This window comes from Agrobacterium sp. 22-223-1 (assembly GCF_053522385.1).
In genome coordinates, this window is record NZ_JBNWCN010000002.1 from 530446 (window position 1) to 547450 (window position 17005).

At 61.7% G+C, this 17005-nt stretch carries 24 protein-coding genes; 20 read left to right on the forward strand and 4 right to left on the reverse strand.

Translation table 11 applies throughout. The features are described from left to right. Nucleotides 1–52 precede the first annotated feature (52 nt). The 15 genes from ACQZ60_RS14540 (at nucleotide 53) to ACQZ60_RS14610 (ending at nucleotide 11268) form a co-directional block, all read left to right on the forward strand. Complete coding sequence (locus tag ACQZ60_RS14540; protein ID WP_153315321.1) at nucleotides 53–316, forward strand: DNA -binding domain-containing protein; 264 nt, start codon at nucleotides 53–55, stop codon at nucleotides 314–316. Between the two features lie 106 nt (nucleotides 317–422). Continuing rightward, nucleotides 423–737, forward strand: a complete 315-nt coding sequence (locus tag ACQZ60_RS14545) for a transcriptional regulator domain-containing protein (protein WP_448735499.1) — start codon at nucleotides 423–425, stop codon at nucleotides 735–737. Then, complete coding sequence (locus ACQZ60_RS14550) at nucleotides 640–1179, forward strand: DUF2285 domain-containing protein (RefSeq protein ID WP_265613943.1); 540 nt, start codon at nucleotides 640–642, stop codon at nucleotides 1177–1179. The genes ACQZ60_RS14545 and ACQZ60_RS14550 overlap by 98 nt, the downstream gene beginning before the upstream one ends. A gap of 133 nt (nucleotides 1180–1312) precedes the next feature. Then, nucleotides 1313–1600 (forward strand): helix-turn-helix transcriptional regulator, encoded by a 288-nt coding sequence (locus ACQZ60_RS14555; protein WP_153315323.1) that lies wholly within the window; start codon nucleotides 1313–1315, stop codon nucleotides 1598–1600. Between the two features lie 12 nt (nucleotides 1601–1612). Then, entirely contained in the window at nucleotides 1613–2806 is a 1194-nt protein-coding gene (locus ACQZ60_RS14560) for a replication initiator protein A (protein ID WP_265613945.1), read from the forward strand. Beyond that, nucleotides 2803–3456, forward strand: a complete 654-nt coding sequence (parA, locus tag ACQZ60_RS14565) for a ParA family partition ATPase (RefSeq protein ID WP_153315326.1) — start codon at nucleotides 2803–2805, stop codon at nucleotides 3454–3456. Before ACQZ60_RS14560 ends, parA begins: the two co-directional genes overlap by 4 nt. Then, the gene (locus ACQZ60_RS14570) at nucleotides 3453–4211 is read left to right on the forward strand and encodes a DNA-methyltransferase (protein WP_153315328.1); all 759 of its coding nucleotides are present in this window, start codon (nucleotides 3453–3455) and stop codon (nucleotides 4209–4211) included. Before parA ends, ACQZ60_RS14570 begins: the two co-directional genes overlap by 4 nt. Beyond that, nucleotides 4208–4465 carry a ribbon-helix-helix protein gene (locus ACQZ60_RS14575; RefSeq protein WP_153315330.1) on the forward strand — a complete coding sequence of 86 codons (258 nt, stop codon included), beginning with the start codon at nucleotides 4208–4210 and terminating at the stop codon, nucleotides 4463–4465. The genes ACQZ60_RS14570 and ACQZ60_RS14575 overlap by 4 nt, the downstream gene beginning before the upstream one ends. Then, complete coding sequence (locus ACQZ60_RS14580) at nucleotides 4462–4980, forward strand: DUF2840 domain-containing protein (protein ID WP_153315332.1); 519 nt, start codon at nucleotides 4462–4464, stop codon at nucleotides 4978–4980. Before ACQZ60_RS14575 ends, ACQZ60_RS14580 begins: the two co-directional genes overlap by 4 nt. Beyond that, nucleotides 4977–5519: a S26 family signal peptidase gene (locus tag ACQZ60_RS14585; RefSeq protein ID WP_153315334.1), complete on the forward strand. Its 543-nt coding sequence runs from the start codon at nucleotides 4977–4979 to the stop codon at nucleotides 5517–5519. Before ACQZ60_RS14580 ends, ACQZ60_RS14585 begins: the two co-directional genes overlap by 4 nt. 48 nt (nucleotides 5520–5567) lie before the next feature. Continuing rightward, nucleotides 5568–5903, forward strand: coding sequence for a DUF736 domain-containing protein (locus ACQZ60_RS14590; RefSeq protein WP_153315336.1), 336 nt, complete (start codon nucleotides 5568–5570; stop codon nucleotides 5901–5903). Nucleotides 5904–6052: 149 nt separating this feature from the next. After that, the gene (locus tag ACQZ60_RS14595) at nucleotides 6053–6829 is read left to right on the forward strand and encodes a lytic transglycosylase domain-containing protein (RefSeq protein WP_434058029.1); all 777 of its coding nucleotides are present in this window, start codon (nucleotides 6053–6055) and stop codon (nucleotides 6827–6829) included. Between the two features lie 243 nt (nucleotides 6830–7072). Continuing rightward, nucleotides 7073–8827, forward strand: a complete 1755-nt coding sequence (locus tag ACQZ60_RS14600) for a relaxase/mobilization nuclease domain-containing protein (RefSeq protein WP_448735500.1) — start codon at nucleotides 7073–7075, stop codon at nucleotides 8825–8827. A gap of 24 nt (nucleotides 8828–8851) precedes the next feature. After that, nucleotides 8852–10831 carry a conjugal transfer protein TraG gene (locus ACQZ60_RS14605; RefSeq protein ID WP_448735501.1) on the forward strand — a complete coding sequence of 660 codons (1980 nt, stop codon included), beginning with the start codon at nucleotides 8852–8854 and terminating at the stop codon, nucleotides 10829–10831. 5 nt (nucleotides 10832–10836) lie between these two features. After that, nucleotides 10837–11268 carry a CopG family transcriptional regulator gene (locus ACQZ60_RS14610; RefSeq protein WP_448735502.1) on the forward strand — a complete coding sequence of 144 codons (432 nt, stop codon included), beginning with the start codon at nucleotides 10837–10839 and terminating at the stop codon, nucleotides 11266–11268. Between the two features lie 133 nt (nucleotides 11269–11401). Here ACQZ60_RS14610 and ACQZ60_RS14615 read toward each other — a convergent pair whose 3' ends face one another. Continuing rightward, complete coding sequence (locus tag ACQZ60_RS14615; protein ID WP_448735503.1) at nucleotides 11402–11848, reverse strand: EVE domain-containing protein; 447 nt, start codon at nucleotides 11846–11848, stop codon at nucleotides 11402–11404. 3 nt (nucleotides 11849–11851) lie between these two features. After that, complete coding sequence (locus tag ACQZ60_RS14620; RefSeq protein ID WP_448735504.1) at nucleotides 11852–12301, reverse strand: MarR family winged helix-turn-helix transcriptional regulator; 450 nt, start codon at nucleotides 12299–12301, stop codon at nucleotides 11852–11854. Nucleotides 12302–12355: 54 nt separating this feature from the next. Here ACQZ60_RS14620 and ACQZ60_RS14625 point away from each other — a divergent pair, with 54 nt between their 5' ends. Further along, complete coding sequence (locus ACQZ60_RS14625; RefSeq protein WP_448735505.1) at nucleotides 12356–12724, forward strand: VOC family protein; 369 nt, start codon at nucleotides 12356–12358, stop codon at nucleotides 12722–12724. Nucleotides 12725–12783: 59 nt separating this feature from the next. Beyond that, complete coding sequence (locus ACQZ60_RS14630; protein ID WP_448735506.1) at nucleotides 12784–12969, forward strand: SDR family oxidoreductase; 186 nt, start codon at nucleotides 12784–12786, stop codon at nucleotides 12967–12969. Between the two features lie 421 nt (nucleotides 12970–13390). On the opposite strand, the gene ACQZ60_RS14635 is transcribed toward ACQZ60_RS14630, so the two are convergent. After that, entirely contained in the window at nucleotides 13391–14131 is a 741-nt protein-coding gene (locus ACQZ60_RS14635) for an RES family NAD+ phosphorylase (RefSeq protein WP_448735507.1), read from the reverse strand. After that, complete coding sequence (locus ACQZ60_RS14640; RefSeq protein WP_115063617.1) at nucleotides 14094–14483, reverse strand: MbcA/ParS/Xre antitoxin family protein; 390 nt, start codon at nucleotides 14481–14483, stop codon at nucleotides 14094–14096. Before ACQZ60_RS14640 ends, ACQZ60_RS14635 begins: the two co-directional genes overlap by 38 nt. A gap of 141 nt (nucleotides 14484–14624) precedes the next feature. Between ACQZ60_RS14640 and ACQZ60_RS14645 the strand changes: the two genes are divergently transcribed. From ACQZ60_RS14645 to ACQZ60_RS14655, 3 genes are read left to right on the forward strand one after another with little or no spacing between them, the layout of a single operon-like run. Further along, on the forward strand, nucleotides 14625–15284 hold the full coding sequence (locus ACQZ60_RS14645; RefSeq protein ID WP_448735508.1) for a multiubiquitin domain-containing protein: 660 nt from the start codon (nucleotides 14625–14627) through the stop codon (nucleotides 15282–15284). After that, the gene (locus ACQZ60_RS14650) at nucleotides 15259–16449 is read left to right on the forward strand and encodes a ThiF family adenylyltransferase (RefSeq protein ID WP_448735509.1); all 1191 of its coding nucleotides are present in this window, start codon (nucleotides 15259–15261) and stop codon (nucleotides 16447–16449) included. Before ACQZ60_RS14645 ends, ACQZ60_RS14650 begins: the two co-directional genes overlap by 26 nt. Next, nucleotides 16446–16877 carry a DUF6527 family protein gene (locus ACQZ60_RS14655; RefSeq protein ID WP_448735510.1) on the forward strand — a complete coding sequence of 144 codons (432 nt, stop codon included), beginning with the start codon at nucleotides 16446–16448 and terminating at the stop codon, nucleotides 16875–16877. Before ACQZ60_RS14650 ends, ACQZ60_RS14655 begins: the two co-directional genes overlap by 4 nt. Nucleotides 16878–17005: the final 128 nt, after the last annotated feature.

The following is a 17005-nucleotide window of genomic DNA, read 5'->3' on the forward strand; positions in this document are numbered from 1 at the left end:
TCGTTCACATATTGCCCGATGACAGATATAGATTTCCCGTTTGGGAGGATGAATGACGGAACCGGGATTCCTGGATGAGCCACCGCATAGTGCCGTATTGACGGATTACGACCGGTCTCACATGAAGGTCTATATGCGCGTGCTCGACGCCGCGGCGGACGGTGCTGACTGGCGTGAGGCGGTTTCCATCATTTTCGGAATTGACCCCGACGCGGAGCCTGAACGTGCCCGGCGCGTTCACGACACCCATCTCGCTCGCGCCCGCTGGATGACCGAGCACGGCTATCGGCTGCTTCTTCGCGACGGTCGCCGCTAGACCGAGGCGATGCGCCGGCGGCATCGCCTGGCGCCTCCGCAGGACCTTCCCGCTTGCCTATATCTTGGGCATGGTGCCACTCCACGTTGCGGCACGGGGAAAAAGGATGACGGCAAAGATATCGCGCTGGCGATCCTCGGAAATCTATGACTACCTGGACGACCTCGACTCTCCCGACCTCGCCTGGGAATGGCTCAGGCGCAACCCCGACTATCAGAAGGACTACGCCTGCGCCGACAGCCCCTCCCTGAAACGGGAGCTTCGTCGGAAGTGGGGATTGCAGTTTTTTCGTCCCGCCGTCGGTGAATGCTGGAGAGCGTCGCGTGATCTGGTCCGCGGAGGCGGACACCAGCACCGTGTTGCTCACCCAAATGCCCATCGTTCTACCGGCGGCCGGCAATCTCTACTCCGGGCTGCCTGACATTGCCGAGCGCGCGGACGACGACGGAACGCATTTTGTGTTCGAAGCCGGCGGTCAAACGATCCGGCTCCTGCGGCTTGCCGGCATTCTGCCCGAAACGCCTTTGGCGGCGCTCGTGCCGCTCAATGCTGATGGCTTCGACCGCACAGAGGCGATCGACCGTTTGCTGCGCGCCTTGCTGGGACGCGCCGTCCCAGACGACCGTCGTTTGACTCCGCAGCAGAAACGCCGTCATCGGCACATGCTGCAGGCCACCGACGGGCGCATGAACGGCGCCACCTATCGCGATATCGCCAGTGTCATTTTCGGCGTCGATCGCGTCGCCTCCGAACCTTGGAAAACCTCCGCTCTCCGTGATGCCACGACAGCCCTGGTCAAGGATGGGCTTGCGATGATCGCAGGTGGTTATCGCATGCTGCTGCGCCATCGCCGCCGGTCCTGACCCTGGCCCGCTGGGGGTGAGAAATAGCGCCCCCTAAATTCCCCCTCCCTCCAGCCGATCGATCTTCGCCACCGTAGTCGCAGTCCGCCGCTCCTCACCAGCGGCCACACGCAACGCCACGGAGGCCCGACCCATGCGACCCGTTCTTCCCACCGTCCCGCCGCGCTTCCTGCGCACCAAGGAAGCCGCCGAGTTCCTGAGCCTTTCCGCCCGCACCCTCGAGAAGCATCGTACCTATGGGACTGGCCCGGCCTATCGCAAGCTCGGCGGCCGCGTCGTTTACGCCATTGACGATCTTCAGGCATGGGCCGAGCGCGGCTCCGTCACTTCGACCTCCGATCCTCGTGGCTCCGTATTGCCCGCCAAGCGCCAGACATCCGCAGTCTCGCCCGCCTACGGCGGCGTGCTGCGCCATCGCTGAGGCGGACCCGGCATGCAGCGCCGCCGCCTTATCACCCCCAGCGAGCGCACCACGCTCGATCCGTTCGTCGTGGCGACCGGCGACGCGAAACCGCGCGACCAGCGCGATCTGATGGAGCGTCCATTTTTCTCGCTGGCCAAGGCCAAGCGCGTCATCCCGATCCTCTATGAGACCGGTGACGTTCGCGTTGAGGTCCTCGCCGTGGAGCAGCACGGAATGGCGACGATCTGGGACGCCGACGTCCTGATCTGGGCCGCCAGCCAGATCGTCGAGGCCGAGAACCTGGGGCTTCGAACCTCTCGCTTCCTGCGCTTCACGCCCTATCAGCTTTTGACCGCAGTTGGTCGCGAAACCGGCGCGCGTGACTACAGGCTCCTGAAGGGTGCGCTCACCCGGCTGCAATCTACCGTCATCCGCACCAATATACGCCAAGGCGAGAATTGGCGCCGGCACCAGTTCTCGTGGATCAACGAATGGGAAGAACTCACCCGTGCCGACGGTCGTGTCGAGGGCATGGAGTTCGTCCTGCCTGACTGGTTCTACCGGGGCGTCATCGACCGCTCGCTGGTTTTGACGATCGACCCGGCCTATTTCAGGCTGACCGGAGGGATCGAGCGCTGGCTGTATCGTGTTGCGCGAAAGCACGCCGGTCGCCAGCCGGGCGGCTGGCTGTTCGACGTTCCGCATCTCCATGAAAAATCCGGCAGCCTGGTGCGTGTCTCCGACTTCGCGCTTCAGCTTCGTCGCATCGTTCTGCGTCAGCCGCTGCCAGGCTACCGCCTCCGGATCGAGCGTGAGGGGCGCCGGGAGTTGCTCAGAATTCTTCCCGCCGGCCCGTCAGTCGCCCCTGTGGACAAGGCTGTGGAAACACTCGGGACTTCGCACGCAGGGCTATCGGGATTTCGCACGCAGACGGTATCGGGACTTCGCACGCAGAAACCACAGTTAAGCCTCTGGCCCGAAACGACAATTCCGGACCTTAACTTAGAGTCTAATACAGAATCTAACCTTGAAGGGCGCGCGCGCGATGTGGAAAACCTCATCCGTAGCGCGGCAAAAAGTCTGGATGTCGCTTCGCCAAGGGCAAAACCCGGACAGGGATTGTCGGTCAAGCCGGATACGTCTTTCCGTAAATCCTCCTTTACGACCGAGAACACGTCAAGTGTCCGGGCGCCCCGATCCCGCAAGCCGGGGGATGAATCATGATCGTCGCTGTCCTCAATCAAAAGGGGGGTGTCGGCAAGACGACGATCGCCCTCCATCTTGCCGGCGAATGGGCCGGGCGTGGCCTGCGCGTCACCCTGATCGACGCCGATCCGCAGGGATCAGCACTGGACTGGTCGCAACAGCGTGCCCATGAGGGCCTGCCACGCGCCTTCGGCGTCATCGGCCTGGCGCGCGATACGCTGCATCGCGAGGCGCCGGAACTCGGTCGTAACACCGATCATATCGTCATTGACGGGCCGCCGCGTGTTGCCGGCCTCATGCGCTCCGCGCTGCTGGCCGCTGATCTTGTCGTCATGCCGGTGCAGCCGTCGCCGCTCGACGGCTGGGCATCGGCCGAAATGCTCGCGCTTCTGACGGAAGCGCGCATCTACCGGCCCGAACTCACTGCCCGCTTTGTCCTCAACCGCTGTGCCGCCCGCACGATCATTGCACGGGAAACGGCCGAGACTCTGGCCGACCATGATCCGCCTGTCTTCGCGACCACGATCGGTCAGCGTGTCGTCTTCGCCGATGCGGCGCAGACCGGGCGTCTCGCCTCGGAGATCGCCGCCGACAGCCCGGCAGCGCGCGAGATTTCGGCACTGGCATCAGAGATCGACCGGCTTCAGATAGGGAGGTCCGTATCATGACGGGGTTCTCCGAAACCGTTCTGGCTGGTGACTGCCGCGAGCTCATGCCTCGGCACGCGCCGTTCGACATGATCCTCGCCGACCCGCCCTATGGCGACACCTCGCTTGCCTGGGACCGGCGTGTTGACGGTTGGCTGACGCTTGCCCGCACGTCGCTTGCTCCCGCCGGCTCGCTTTGGGTCTTCGGTTCGCTCCGATGCTTCATGGCGACCGCCGATCGTTTCGCCGATGCGGGGTTGCGCATCGCGCAGGAGATCGTCTGGGAGAAGCAGAACGGTACCGGCTTCCACGCCGATCGATTTAAAAGGGTGCATGAACTGGCCGTCCAGTTCTATCCGGCAGAGACACCTTGGCGCGAAGTATACAATGACGTCCAAACGACGCCCGACGCGCTGGCACGGACGGTACGGCGCAAGAAGCGCCCGCCCCACACGGGTCATATCGACACTGGTCATTATGTCAGCCATGACGGAGGACCGCGCCTCATGCGCTCCGTCATCTACGCACGCAACGCGCATAGCCGTGCAATCCATCCGACCGAAAAGCCGTCCGCGCTCCTCGAAATTCTGATCCGCACAAGCTGCCCGCCGGGCGGCCTTGTCGGCGATTGGTTCGCCGGATCGGGCGCGGCCGGCGAAGCCTGCCGGCTCTCCGGCCGCCGCTATCTTGGCTGCGAAATCGTTGCCGACATAGCCGCGCGCGCCCGCGCGCGCATCGCCTCCGTACTGCCGTTTGACGACGGAGGCGCGTCATGACGGCGCGCACGGATAAGCGTGGCTTCGCGGCCCGGCCGGGCGACGCAGACGGCTGGATCAAGGCCGCCGAGCCGACGCCGACCCGCAGCGGCACATCCACCGCCGCCTTCACCGCACGCCTCACTATCGACATCACGCCTGAGCTGCGCGGGCGCATCAAAATCGCCGCGTTCCGGCGCGGCGTCACGGCCTCCGACATGCTGCGCGAGTTGCTCGAACGCGAATTCCCCGAACGCCAAGGAGACATACCATGACCAACAATGCGGCGCTCCGCATGCGCGGCCACCCGTTGCCGGACGGTCCCGCGCCCTTCCTCACGCTTGTCGAACTTACCTGGGTCGAAAAGCGGATCGAGAACTGGATCAGATTCGGCCGCGCAAGCTACGATCAGAAACTCGACAATCACAAAAGGCTCGTCGGTTTCTCGCCGGAGATGATCTTCTGCCTCGTCCGCTGGGCCGCAAACGAGCACGGCACGATCATCTCGCGCGTCGACATCGTACGTGCCGTCGACTGCGGCGAGCCGTTCCAGACACTCCCGTTTGTCCGCCCCGGCGGTGAGATGCTTCTCAAGATCGGTGGCTGGCCGAAGGTCGAGCGTGTTCTCCGGATCATCGATGCGATCGAGGCGCAGGGTGTCGAGCCCGCCGAAGTCTCGCCCGATCACTGGCGGCATGTCCATAACCGGATGACCGCCGACGCTGAGCCGCGCGCTTACGGCGCCAGCCAGCACAAGGCGTTCCTCCTGCGCCGGAAGGTAGAGCCATGACGCGCCTTGGCTACGTCCTGACAACGTGCATAGCGGCGCTGGGCGCTTTCGCTTCGACAGTCATCCCGACATCCACGAAACTGATCTGGAACGCGACCGCCAGCGCGCCGATCGGCTTCTACACCGTCGAGCTGGCTGACGCCATCGAGGTCCCCGAACTGGTTGCCGTCCTGCCGCCCGAACCGCTCGCCCAATTCATGATTTCGCGCGGCTATATCGGGCGCGGCGTGCCGCTCCTGAAGCGCGTGCTCGGGTTGCCGGGGCAAAAGGTCTGCCGCATCGGCCGCACCATCACGGTCGATGCAATCGAAATGGGCGAGGCGCTGGAGCACGATCGAATGGGCCGCGACCTCCCCACCTGGCAGGGCTGTCGCGTGATCGCCGAAGGGCAACTCTTCCTCATGAATTGGGAAGTCCGCGACAGCCTCGACGGCCGCTACTTCGGCGCGCTTCCCGCCTCCGCGGTCATCGGCCGCGCTGTCCCTCTCTACACCGACGACGGCGATGGCCGCTTCGTCTGGCGTGCCCAAACGCGTTGAAGGGCGCACTGGCACCTTCCATCCACTCGCAATAGAAGGAGATACCCCATGGCCAATATCGGCGCATTCCAGAAAACAAAGATCGGTTATTCCGGCCGCATCCACACGCTTGTCATCGATGCCGAAGTAGTGCTCGTCCCAGCCAAGAAGTCCGACGCGGAGAACGCGCCGGACTTCCGTATTCATATAACCGACAAGGACGGTCCCGAAGTCGGGGCCGCCTGGAAGGAGACCGGCGAGAAGGCCGGCGACTATCTCTCCCTGCAGTTTGACGATCCAACGCTCGCGCAGCCAATTCGCGCGAATCTCTTCCGGTCGGACGGCGATGAAAGTGCTTGGTCGTTGCATTGGAACCGCCCGAAGCCACGCGATGGGCGGGATTGACAGCCATGCGGTCCGGTATCGTACTCGCGTTCAAAATCCTCATCCCGTTGTTCGCGGAAAGGCCGTCTCATCCCGTCGTCCCGCTCGGCCGCAGGACGGCCGGCGCGCGCAACGTAGGTCAGGGGCGGCCTCCGGCCGGCGCTTGCGCCTTGCCCTTGACCGCAGCGAGCACGCTGGCAGGCTTGCGGTGCAGCGGAGGCAGGGCGCTATTCCGTTATGCGGTTGTTGTGGCGGTCGCCGCGCTCTCGCTCGGCAGCAGATCGAGCGTGGCGATCGCGCAATCCGCGCCGGGCGTACACTCGGCTGCCGCTGATCCCCATGCAGCGCATATCGCCGAAGCCTCGAAGCGCTTCGGCATTCCGGAGCGCTGGATCCGCGCCGTGCTGCGCGCGGAAAGCGCGGGAGACGTGCGCGCCGTATCCCCGGCCGGTGCGATGGGTTTGATGCAGGTCATGCCCGACACATGGGCCGAACTTCGCGCCCGCTATGGTCTCGGCCCCAGCCCCTACGATCCACGCGACAATATCCTCGCTGGCACGGCGTATCTGCGCGAGATGTGGGATCGCTATGGCGACATGGCCGCCATGCTTTCCGCCTACAATGCCGGCCCCGGGCGTTATGATGAGCATCGTGCGAAAGGCCGGGCTTTGCCCGCAGAGACGGGCGCTTACGTAGCTTCGCTCGCGCCCGCGCTACGCGGCGCGCGTCCTTCGATGAACGGTTCGACGCTCGGCCGACCGTTCGATTGGCGCGAGGCGGCGATCTTCGTCGGGCGCGATCACGGCGCTTCGCCTGTCAATTCCGCGTCTCCGGATCGCTCGTCGGACGACGCGCTTTCACCCGTCACGGCGACGCAAGATGCACTGACCTACGCAAAGCCGCACGAACTATTCGTTGCCCGTACTGCTGCAGGAGACCTGCCATGAGCGGCTCTGCGGCAAATCGCATCCCATCGTGCGCTGGCGTGTCATGGAGAGCGCCAGGGGTGGTGGCAGGCACAACAACCGGACGATGGCGAGATAAAAGGGCGCACGGTGCGCTTCGGTCGGGCGGTTGTTTTTGTTCGTGGTTTTGGCATGTGCCGCACCGTGCAGCGCTTACGCGCACCGTGCGACCCGCGCCCATCTTGATGATTTCCCTCTCTGTTTTGCACGGTGCGGGGTTTTGCCATGGCTGATGACCGCGAATTCCGCATCCGTCCGGGACGCATTCGTTCCACCCGGGCTCAAGCTACCCGGCCCTTCATCGCCCAGGCACTCGCCGCCACGCAGAAGGCCGGCGGCCGTGTCTCGCGCTCCGGCAATATCTCGTCGGGAAAGCAGTCACGCTTCGGGCGCGGCCAGCGCGCCAGCATTCAGGCTAACCGCCTGCTGACAGGATGCTCCCGCATCGTCGTCATCAAGACCCGCGTTGTTCGTCACACCGCGCGCGCCGCGCCGCTCGGCGCGCATCTGAACTACTTGCGCCGCGACGGCGTAACCCGCGACGGAGAGAGGGCACGGATGTTCGGCCCGGCAAGCGACGACATGGATGTCCGTGCCTTCGCCGAGCGCTGCGAGCCGGACCGGCATCATTTCCGGTTCATCGTTTCGCCGGAGGACGCGCCGGATATAGCCGACCTCAAATCCTATACCCGCGAACTGATGGGCCAGATGGAAAAGGATCTGGGCTCGAAGCTCGACTGGGTCGCCGTCGATCACTGGAACACCGACAATCCGCATATCCACGTCATCCTGCGTGGCCGCACCGACGATGGCCAGGACCTTGTCATTTCCCGTGACTACATCAAGGAAGGGATGCGTGCTCGCGCAGCCGATCTCGTCACACAGGAACTCGGACAGCGCAGCGAACTCGACATCACCCGCAATCTCGAACGACAGGTCGAAGCCGAGCGTTGGACGCAGCTCGACCGGCAGCTCGTCCGCGACGCCGGCAATTCCCGCATCATCGATCTCGCCCCGCACGCCGATCGCCAGCCGGATGCATTCCAGGCCCTGAAGGTTGGCCGGTTGCGGGCGCTCGAAATCCGTGGGCTGGCGGGACAGGTCGGGCATTCGCAATGGTTCATCAAGCCCGACGCCGAGACCGTGCTGCGCGAGCTCGGTGAGCGCGGCGACATCATCAAGCGCATGCACCGTGCGCTCACCGAACGCGGCATCGAGCGCGGTTCCGCGAGCTACGTGCTCGCCGGCGAAAGCCTCGACGTGCCCGTCATCGGACGTCTGGTCGCTCGTGGCCTCGACGACGAGCTGAAGGGCACAGCCTATGCCGTGGTCGATGGCGTTGACGGCCGCACCCATCACATCAAGCTGCCCCATATTGACGCCGCCGGCGACAGCCCGCCCGGCTCGATCGTCGAGCTGCGCGCCTGGGGGGATGTGGAAGGCCAGCGCCGTGTCGCGATCGCGGTCCGTTCCGACCTGGACATCCACGCTCAGGTAACAGCCACTGGCGCAACATGGCTCGATCGGCAGGCGGTTGCCCGCGAACCGATTGCCCTTTCGGAAGGCGGCTTCGGTTCGGAAGTGCGGCAGGCGATGGATGAGCGAGCCGAACGTCTTGTCAGTGAGGGGCTTGCCGATCGGCAGGGAGGGCGCGTCGTCTTCGCGCGACGGCTGCTGAACACGCTGCGCGACCGGGAGGTCGATGCGCTCGGCGAAAAGCTTGCCACTGAGACCGGCCTGCCATTCAAACATACCGGCAGCGGCGAATATGTCGCCGGCTCCTATCGCCGGCGCTTCGCGCTCGCCTCCGGCCGCTTCGCCATGATCGAAGTTATTAGCGGGGATGGGGGCCTCGGTTTTCAGCTCGTACCCTGGTCGCCCTCCCTCGAAAAGCAGATCCGCCGCCACGTCTCCGGCATCGCCCGCGATGACGGTGGCGTCGACTGGGATTTCGGCCGCAAGCGCGGGATTGGCCTCTAACCTCAACCAGAAAGGATCATCGCAATGTCCGCGACCAAAATCCTCTGGGGACAGATCCTGATCGTGTTCCTGATCGTCCTCGCTACCACCTGGGGCGCGACGCAATATGTCGCGTGGAGCCTTGGCTATCAGGCGCAGCTCGGTGAGCCCTGGTTCAGGCTGTTTGGCCTGCCGGTCTATTTTCCGGCCGCCATCCTGTGGTGGTGGTATTTCTTCGATGCATACGCGCCCGGCATCTTTGCCACTGGCGGCATGATCGCCGCATCGGGCGGCTTCATCTCGATCGCCGTCGCCATCGGCATGTCGGTCTGGCGGGCACGCGAGGCAAAAAATGTCGCCACCTATGGCTCGGCGCGCTGGGCGCAGGATCAGGAAATCCGTGACGCCGGTCTGCTCGGTCCGGATGGCGTGGTGCTCGGTCGGCACGAGCGGGACTATTTGCGCCATGATGGAGCGGAGCATGTCCTGTGCTTCGCGCCGACGCGATCAGGCAAGGGTGTCGGCCTTGTCGTGCCCTCGCTGCTGACCTGGCCGGGCTCGGCTATTGTCCACGATATCAAGGGAGAGAACTGGACGCTCACCGCAGGCTTCCGGTCACGGCACGGCCGGGTACTGCTTTTCGATCCGACGAACCCGAAATCCTCGGCCTACAATCCCTTGCTCGAGGTGCGCCGTGGAGAATGGGAAGTCCGCGACGTGCAGAACATCGCCGACATTCTCGTTGATCCCGAAGGCAGCCTGGACAAGCGAAACCACTGGGAGAAAACCAGCCATTCGCTTCTGGTCGGCGCGATCCTGCACGTTCTCTATGCCGAGCCGGAGAAGACCCTCGCAGGCGTCGCCAATTTCCTGTCCGACCCGAAGCGCCCGGTCGAGTCGACGCTGCGCGCCATGATGAAAACCGCGCATCTGGGAGAGGCGGGACCGCACCCCGTCGTGGCGAGTGCTGCGCGCGAGCTGCTCAACAAATCCGACAACGAACGCTCCGGCGTGCTGTCCACCGCCATGTCGTTTCTCGGCCTATACCGCGACCCTGTTGTCGCCGAAGTGACGCGCCGTTGCGACTGGCGGATCAGTGATATTGTCGGAGCCGCGCGTCCGGCGACGCTCTACCTCGTGGTGCCGCCCTCGGACATCAATCGCACCAAGCCGCTCATCCGCCTGCTGCTCAACCAGATCGGCCGTCGCCTGACCGAGGAACTGCAGGCAAAGGCCGGGCGGCATCGCCTCTTGCTGATGCTCGACGAGTTTCCGGCGCTGGGCAGGCTCGATTTCTTCGAGAGCGCGCTGGCCTTCATGGCGGGCTACGGTCTCAAGAGCTTCCTGATTGCACAGAGCCTGAATCAGATCGAGAAGGCATACGGCCCGAACAATTCGATCCTCGACAATTGCCACGTGCGCGTCAGCTTTGCGACGAATGACGAGCGCACCGCCAAGCGCGTCTCGGATGCTCTTGGCACCGCCACCGAAATGAAGGCGATGAAAAACTACGCCGGCCACCGCCTGTCGCCATGGCTGGGGCACCTGATGGTCTCGCGCTCCGAGACCGCCCGCCAGTTGCTGACACCCGGCGAGATCATGCAGCTCCCGCCGACCGACGAGATCGTCATGGTCGCCGGCATCCCGCCGATCCGGGCGAAGAAGGCGCGCTATTACGAGGACGCCCGGTTCAAGGAACGTCTGCTTTCTCCGCCCCAGCTGAAGCGCCCGGCCACCATCGGCCCGGATGACTGGAGCAGCCTGCCGATACCGGCAAAGCCGGACGAAGCAGCGACCGCCTCATCCTCGGACGATGAGGACACCACCAATTCCGAACGCCGGCTGCAACCCGAACTCAGTCGCGTAAAGCCGGTGGACAAAAAGGCGCCGATCGAGAACGAATTCGAAATCGAGCCGCCAGATGATACTGACGAGGACGCCGTGCGCAATCGGCGGGTGGTCCGCCAGATGCAGGGCGTCGCCCGCCAGGTCTCGCTCGACCCGAATGACGGCATGGAGCTGTAGGCGCCATGACCAGCCGCCGGAAGAAGAAAAAGACCTCAGTCTATCTGGACCCCGACGTTGAGAAGATGTTGGCGGATTTTGCTGCACGCCGGGATCAGTCGCAATCCATGATCGCCGAGGCCGCAATCGCATCTTTCCTGTCGCCTGACGATGCCGAGCGACGTGAGGCGATCGTTGCAAAGCGCCTCGATCAGATCGATCGTCGGATGACGCGCGTTGAGCGGGACGTCGGCATCGCCGTCGAGACCCTTGCGGTGTTCATCCGCTTCTGGCTCACCACGACACCCGCTTTGCCCGAGCCGGCCGCACAGGCAGCGCGCGCCAAGGCAGGGGAACGGTACGAAACCTTCATCACCGCCCTCGGGCGACGTCTGGCACAGGGACCGAAACTCCGTCAGGAGATTTCGGAAGACGTGACTGGATCGGACCAGCAATAAAGACTTCTTGAACGCGATGCTACGGATTGGGCGACGCGGCAGCTTCGACCAATTGCCGCCGTTTACTATGAGTTTCCAATGTCCCGAAAGCTGCTGTTCCCAGAACGGAGCCATCCGACACCGTCAGCAAATGTCAGTCCCGGCAATTCTCGAAATCCGCGAGAACACCCATCGCTGCGGCAATCGTCAACATGTCTGCTTCGTCTAGCCTGCATTTCGGGCCGCGCACCGCCATGCCCCAGCCTGGGCCGTGATCACGCGTCAGTTTCAGGCTGCTCAAGAGCGGTTTGATCAAGGCAGGCCGGGCATCTTTCAGATAGTCCACATCAACGCGATAAGGATTGAAGTTCATCGCCTGCTCGGCGCGATAAGGTGCGTCCGATGTTACACGGCCGATGGTCGTGAACGCCTGCACCACCTCGCCTTCCCCCATGCCCTCGCGCGGGGAGTAGTAGACGATCCAGTCGCCCTTTCTGAGAGACTTTACTGCGATATGCTTGCCGTGCCCAAGTTGTGCGAAGCCGCCATCGCGTCCCCCGCGGGCATGCTGCGCCGATGCGACACCCATCCAGAGCGCCATAGCTCAAGACCCCTCAAGCGCATCAGCGCAACGTTGCAAAAGGTCACCCAGCAGCTTGGCCTCGTCGCCGGTCAGGCCGGCGAGCATCTGCCGCTCGACAGCCTCGGCCGCGATCATGCCGGCCTGTGCCGCTGCTTTGCCCTTTTCGGTCAGCTCCGTCATGATGATCCGCCCATGTTCGGGATGCGGCGTGCGAATGATGAACCCGTCTCGCTCCAGTGTGACCAGCATGCCCTGCATGGACTGCGGCGTCACGAAGGCAGCTCGCGCCAGCGAAGCGTTCGAGATCTGCGGATTGTCGCCGATGGCAAGCAGCACAGCATTCTGCGCCGCGGAAACGCCAGTTCCGGCCAGTTCTGCCTCCAGCCGTTGTCGCAGACGATGTTGGGTGATTTTCAGACTGTAGCCGATCCAGCCCTCCCCACTCGACGGGTTCATTTTGCGCATTGACATGTCAGGAACCTGATATAGATATAAGGAACCTGATAATATGCTGGAGCGTAGAAAATGACAATGCCTATCGGACCATCCTTCATCGCGTTGCAGGTTCGTGACCTCGCAACGTCCGCCGCGTTCTACAAGGACGTGTTCGGCTTCACGCCAGCAGACCGGAATCCGCCCGGCGCTGTCGTCTTCACCACCAGGCCGATTGCCCTGGCACTGCGCGAACCGCTACGGCCTCTGCCCGAAAGCGGCCCCTTGGGAACCGGCATGGTGTTGTGGGTTGCCTGCGACGATGCAAACGCCTTTCACGACCTGATCGTCGAGCGCGGCGGGAAGGTGCTGAGCCCGCTGAGCGATGGTCCATTCGGCAGATTTTTCGTGGCCAGCGATCCCGATGGTTACGCCATTACGTTCCACACTGCGCAAAGCTGAGCACGGCCAAACGCGGCCCTTCAGGCTGCTCTGACGACGAAGAAGGACATCGAATTAGAATGACGCATGACACACAGCGCCGACTGTTCGTTACCGGGTCGACCGGCCAGCTTGGACGCCTCGTTATCGAGGAATTATTGAAGCGGGTCCCAGCAAGCAGCATCGTGGCGGGCGTTCGCTCGCCCGATCATGACGTGGCGAGGCAGTTCAGCGCGCGAGGCGTCGAGATCCGCTTTGCCGACTAAGCCAGGGGAGCCTTAAAGAAACCTCGGAGCCTGTCTGAACAATTAAAGCGGGGGCGTTACCGACAGGCAGTTACGGGGCCGTCTACGGTCTGACAGCTTCCCGACCGATGAATGATTTGCCTATGTGACAGCAGGGGCGGGTGCCGGCTGTTGGGTGGCACTTGGCGCAGGCAGAATCATTGCCCTGATTCAGGTTGATCGAGAAGATTCAGTCACGGCCCGCGCCTATCCGATAACCACGGCTAATCGCTCGAAAGTTCACGAATGGGTTCGGGCTGTGCGAAAGCCCAGCGCGGGCCTCATTGCAGGTGAATAAATTGGGCGTGCTGCGTTTCGACTGTGCCAAAGTCTTCGAGAGGATTCAGTCCACAAATTTGGAATGTCGGGCTGCACAATTGAGGACCTAGTTTGGGCATCGAGCTTAAGCCGCTATGACGAGCTCTCTACCCCGCAGGTCGTCAGGTGCATATTCTTTCCCGGAGCCAAAGGAATAGATCCGACTGACACGCTTTCCATCCCAGACGAACTTGAAGTGGTTGCCCTGAACGGCCCGATCCAGGACCTCACCTCGAAGCACGCAGACGCAAAAACCGGTGGCTCGTTCTAGCGGCCGATAGAGCAGGCCGTCGAAACCGGCGGCCATAATCTGCTGACCACGCCTGAACCTCGTGTCTATATCAAGGCCCGGATCCCAATCGCGACCATCAACGAAGCGACCTTTCACGGCGCGCGACAATTCTCGCATCTCAAGCCCAATCGGTGCCTCGCCGGTGCGAGACAGGAATGTCTCCCGCTTCCGTATAGAAACAGAAAGGGCTGTTTGAATGTCGTTAGATAATTCTAGCACCGGATGTTCGGGGCCGAAAAACCGCGAGCCCTCCGGGTTATGATATGTGAATGGGGCATGATTCCAGTTCTGAAGGAGTGGGGCACTATCATCAACGATCGCAGCTCCACCTCTGAGTATGCGCTCACGCTCTTTCAGGCGCGGATTGGTCAGGGACTCAATCTCAGCCAATTCCTTGCTGCGATCGTTCGCTACTCGCGCGAAAACATCAATCGTCGGAAACCGCGACGGAATGAGAGTAAAGAACGTTTGTTTGACGTCGATCACAGTAAATGAGTTAGCCGCCACGCTGCGCGTCCACATACTGTCTGACACGGAATATATCCATCACCTGGCCGCCGCGCATCACATCGAGAGCGCTCTGCCCACGGAAAAAATGGTTAGGTCTTCGGATCCAAGTGTCAGCAGCTCTGTTATCTGGAAGTAGAATCTCGAGGGCCTTGTGGATCGCGAGCAGGTGAGAGACTCGTTCGACGGTGTCTCTTGGCATTGAGCCTCCTTCTTTTTTCCACTTAAAGAAGGTCGATCGTCCAGGCGATCCGAGTAGAAGAAGTTGGTCTTCCGTTGAAAGGCCCCACAATTCCGCAAGTCCTTGAAATGCCTCCATGACTGCCGGAATCGATGATCGCCCTTCGGCCGCTACGGCGACGGGTTCGATATTAGCCACGCGCGATTCTCCCAAAAAGTCCCGATATGGACTTGATATACGAATTAGTCCTGATATAGATTAGTCCACATCGGGACTTGAGTCGCAGTGTAGTCCACCAGCGAATCGCAATCAAGAGTCGCCGGAGAACGGAGCGCAGTTATGGTAAAAGATCACAAGAAATTCGAATTCACCGTCGACGGCGCGCTTTACAGCACCGGCGATAAAGTCATGGACGGAAGTCAGATTCGCGAGACTGCAGGCAAAGTGCCCGCGAGCGAGTTTGTGCTGATACAGATCGTTGATAAATCCGGGCGCTCGATAGGCCTGGAGGACGACGTGACGTTCGCCCAGAGTGAGACTACGGTATTCCTGTCTTTCCAGAGCGATCGAGTTTTCAACTTCACTGTTGATGAGCGCGGTTGGGAATGGGGCGCCGCAGCAATCGCTGCCGCCGATATCTATCTTTACGCGGACATCGATGAGGACCGCGAACTGGTCCTCGATAGCGATGGTGATTCGATCATCCCGGCCGATGGCAAACTCGATTTGAGCGGCAAGGGCGTGGAGCGCGTCCGTAGCCGCGAACCCAAAACGGTGACAATCAAAGTTAACGGGAGGCCGCGGAAAGTTGAGAAGCGTCGCCATAGCTATCGAGAAATCGCAGCGCTTGCTTACCCGAATCCCGACTTCGAAAACTTCAACTACACCACGACATATCTCCATGGGGTCGGAGGTGCAGAGGGCGATCTCGTCGAGGGTGAATCGATCATGGTCAAGAATGGGATGGTGTTCAATGTCCGTCGATCTGATAAATCATGACCCGTTTCTGAAGCAACTCGAAGACGAAGGCTTCGAGCTTGAGGTGAGCAATGGTCATTTGATTGTCCGTAGCATTCCTTACGTAACAGTCGACGGCTCCCTGGCTCGCGGCGTCCTCACCTGTGCCCTCTCGCTTGAAGCGTCCTCGGGGCTGACATCGACGCCGCAGGGCGATCACACCATGTATTTCGCAGGTGGGATGCCATGTCATCGCGATGGAAAGCCAATGAACAATATCGTCAACGGCGCCGTTCAGCATCGCTTCGGTGACATCGATGTTAGCTATTATTTGTCGTCGAAGCCAGAGATCACTCATCGCTACGAGAATATCTACGACAAGGTATTGGCTTACGAGGGATTGATCGGCGGTGCCGCGAGATCCTTGGACCGAACTGCCAACGCCAGGACGTATGCCCGCGGGTTGATCTCGAATGACGACAGTCCATTCGCAATCCCTGATTCTGCCTCGGCCCGATACCATATCGGCGCAGTAAACCGAAAGCTTATGGGGCGGGTCGCCATCATAGGCCTTGGCGGGACCGGGTCCTACCTGCTCGACCTTCTTGCCAAGACATGGGTCACGGAGATCCACCTGTATGACGGGGATCAGCTTCTTAATCACAATTTGTTCCGGTCGCCTGGCTCGCCTGAAAGGGAACTACTCAAGGAGTTCCCTTTCAAGGTGAACTACTACGCGCAGGTTTACGCACGTATTCACAAGGGCATAGTTCCCCACCCGGTCCGCGTTACATGCGGCAATGTTGACGAGCTCTCGGGCTTCGACTTCGTCTTTGTCTGCATTGATAAGGGGTCGTCGCGTCGCGACATAGCTGAGGGACTGGTGCGGTTGTCGATCCCGTTTGTCGACACCGGAATCGGCGTTGGCCTGGAGGATGGCAGGCTGGACGGATGCGCAAGGGCGACATTCATCCGGCCAGGCACCGACTGGAGCGAGGTCGAGAGGCTGCTTCCCTTCGGTGATGACGTAGAAGATGACGATGTCTACCGAACGGATATCCAGATCGCGGCCGTCAACTCGCTAAACGCAATCATGGCCATCATGCGCTGGCAGCGATGGGCGGGCTATTTTCGTGATGAGCGTAATGAGATGAATTCGGTTTACATGATCGAGGGGAACAATATCTCGAACAGGGCTGCGATATGACGCGGATTAACAGGCTGAGAACTGTCTTCACGGCGGAGATACCTGAAACTCTCGACGACGGGGTTTTGTATGTTTCGCGGGAGTGCCGCGTCGCACTCCACAATTGCGCGTGCGGGTGCGGTGAGGAAGTATCGACGCCTCTGGTCGCGACCGAATACAGGTTAACTATGCACGGCGACGACGCATCGCTCTGGCCATCGATCGGCAATCACGACTTTGCCTGTGCTTCGCACTACGTCATCGATCGAGGGATGATAGTTTGGGCCAACAAGATGTCACGGGCTGCAATCGAGGCCGGCCGAGAGAAGGATCGGCTTCTTAAGCGACCGCCCGCGCCTCAGCACTTCCCTGTTGCAGAAACGATGGGACCAAAAGCCGGAGGCCTATTTGGCTGGCTCAAGTCCACCCTCCGAAAGTTCTTCAACTGACAGGCGGTGGACGCAGGCGCGCAAAGACCTGCGTCCTTCTGACATCCAGTGGCTTGCGGTGAAGCGCCGCAGGGTGTGATCTATGGCAGCATCGCGCTCAAAAATATCCGTCTGCTATGATCGGTCGC

Bases quoted from the DNA above. Each gene is read 5' to 3' on its own strand.
- ACQZ60_RS14620 (WP_448735504.1), bottom strand. From the start codon at position 12,301: ATGTCAATGCGCAAAATGAACCCGTCGAGTGGGGAGGGCTGGATCGGC.
- ACQZ60_RS14655 (WP_448735510.1), top strand. From the start codon at position 16,446: ATGACGCGGATTAACAGGCTGAGAACTGTCTTCACGGCGGAGATACCT.
- ACQZ60_RS14630 (WP_448735506.1), top strand. From the start codon at position 12,784: ATGACGCATGACACACAGCGCCGACTGTTCGTTACCGGGTCGACCGGC.
- ACQZ60_RS14650 (WP_448735509.1), top strand. From the start codon at position 15,259: ATGTCCGTCGATCTGATAAATCATGACCCGTTTCTGAAGCAACTCGAA.
- ACQZ60_RS14590 (WP_153315336.1), top strand. From the start codon at position 5,568: ATGGCCAATATCGGCGCATTCCAGAAAACAAAGATCGGTTATTCCGGC.
- ACQZ60_RS14605 (WP_448735501.1), top strand. From the start codon at position 8,852: ATGTCCGCGACCAAAATCCTCTGGGGACAGATCCTGATCGTGTTCCTG.
- ACQZ60_RS14540 (WP_153315321.1), top strand. From the start codon at position 53: ATGACGGAACCGGGATTCCTGGATGAGCCACCGCATAGTGCCGTATTG.
- ACQZ60_RS14625 (WP_448735505.1), top strand. From the start codon at position 12,356: ATGACAATGCCTATCGGACCATCCTTCATCGCGTTGCAGGTTCGTGAC.
- ACQZ60_RS14570 (WP_153315328.1), top strand. From the start codon at position 3,453: ATGACGGGGTTCTCCGAAACCGTTCTGGCTGGTGACTGCCGCGAGCTC.
- ACQZ60_RS14615 (WP_448735503.1), bottom strand. From the start codon at position 11,848: ATGGCGCTCTGGATGGGTGTCGCATCGGCGCAGCATGCCCGCGGGGGA.
- ACQZ60_RS14555 (WP_153315323.1), top strand. From the start codon at position 1,313: ATGCGACCCGTTCTTCCCACCGTCCCGCCGCGCTTCCTGCGCACCAAG.
- ACQZ60_RS14645 (WP_448735508.1), top strand. From the start codon at position 14,625: ATGGTAAAAGATCACAAGAAATTCGAATTCACCGTCGACGGCGCGCTT.
- ACQZ60_RS14585 (WP_153315334.1), top strand. From the start codon at position 4,977: ATGACGCGCCTTGGCTACGTCCTGACAACGTGCATAGCGGCGCTGGGC.
- ACQZ60_RS14600 (WP_448735500.1), top strand. From the start codon at position 7,073: ATGGCTGATGACCGCGAATTCCGCATCCGTCCGGGACGCATTCGTTCC.
- ACQZ60_RS14560 (WP_265613945.1), top strand. From the start codon at position 1,613: ATGCAGCGCCGCCGCCTTATCACCCCCAGCGAGCGCACCACGCTCGAT.
- ACQZ60_RS14610 (WP_448735502.1), top strand. From the start codon at position 10,837: ATGACCAGCCGCCGGAAGAAGAAAAAGACCTCAGTCTATCTGGACCCC.
- ACQZ60_RS14545 (WP_448735499.1), top strand. From the start codon at position 423: ATGACGGCAAAGATATCGCGCTGGCGATCCTCGGAAATCTATGACTAC.
- ACQZ60_RS14575 (WP_153315330.1), top strand. From the start codon at position 4,208: ATGACGGCGCGCACGGATAAGCGTGGCTTCGCGGCCCGGCCGGGCGAC.
- ACQZ60_RS14580 (WP_153315332.1), top strand. From the start codon at position 4,462: ATGACCAACAATGCGGCGCTCCGCATGCGCGGCCACCCGTTGCCGGAC.
- parA (WP_153315326.1), top strand. From the start codon at position 2,803: ATGATCGTCGCTGTCCTCAATCAAAAGGGGGGTGTCGGCAAGACGACG.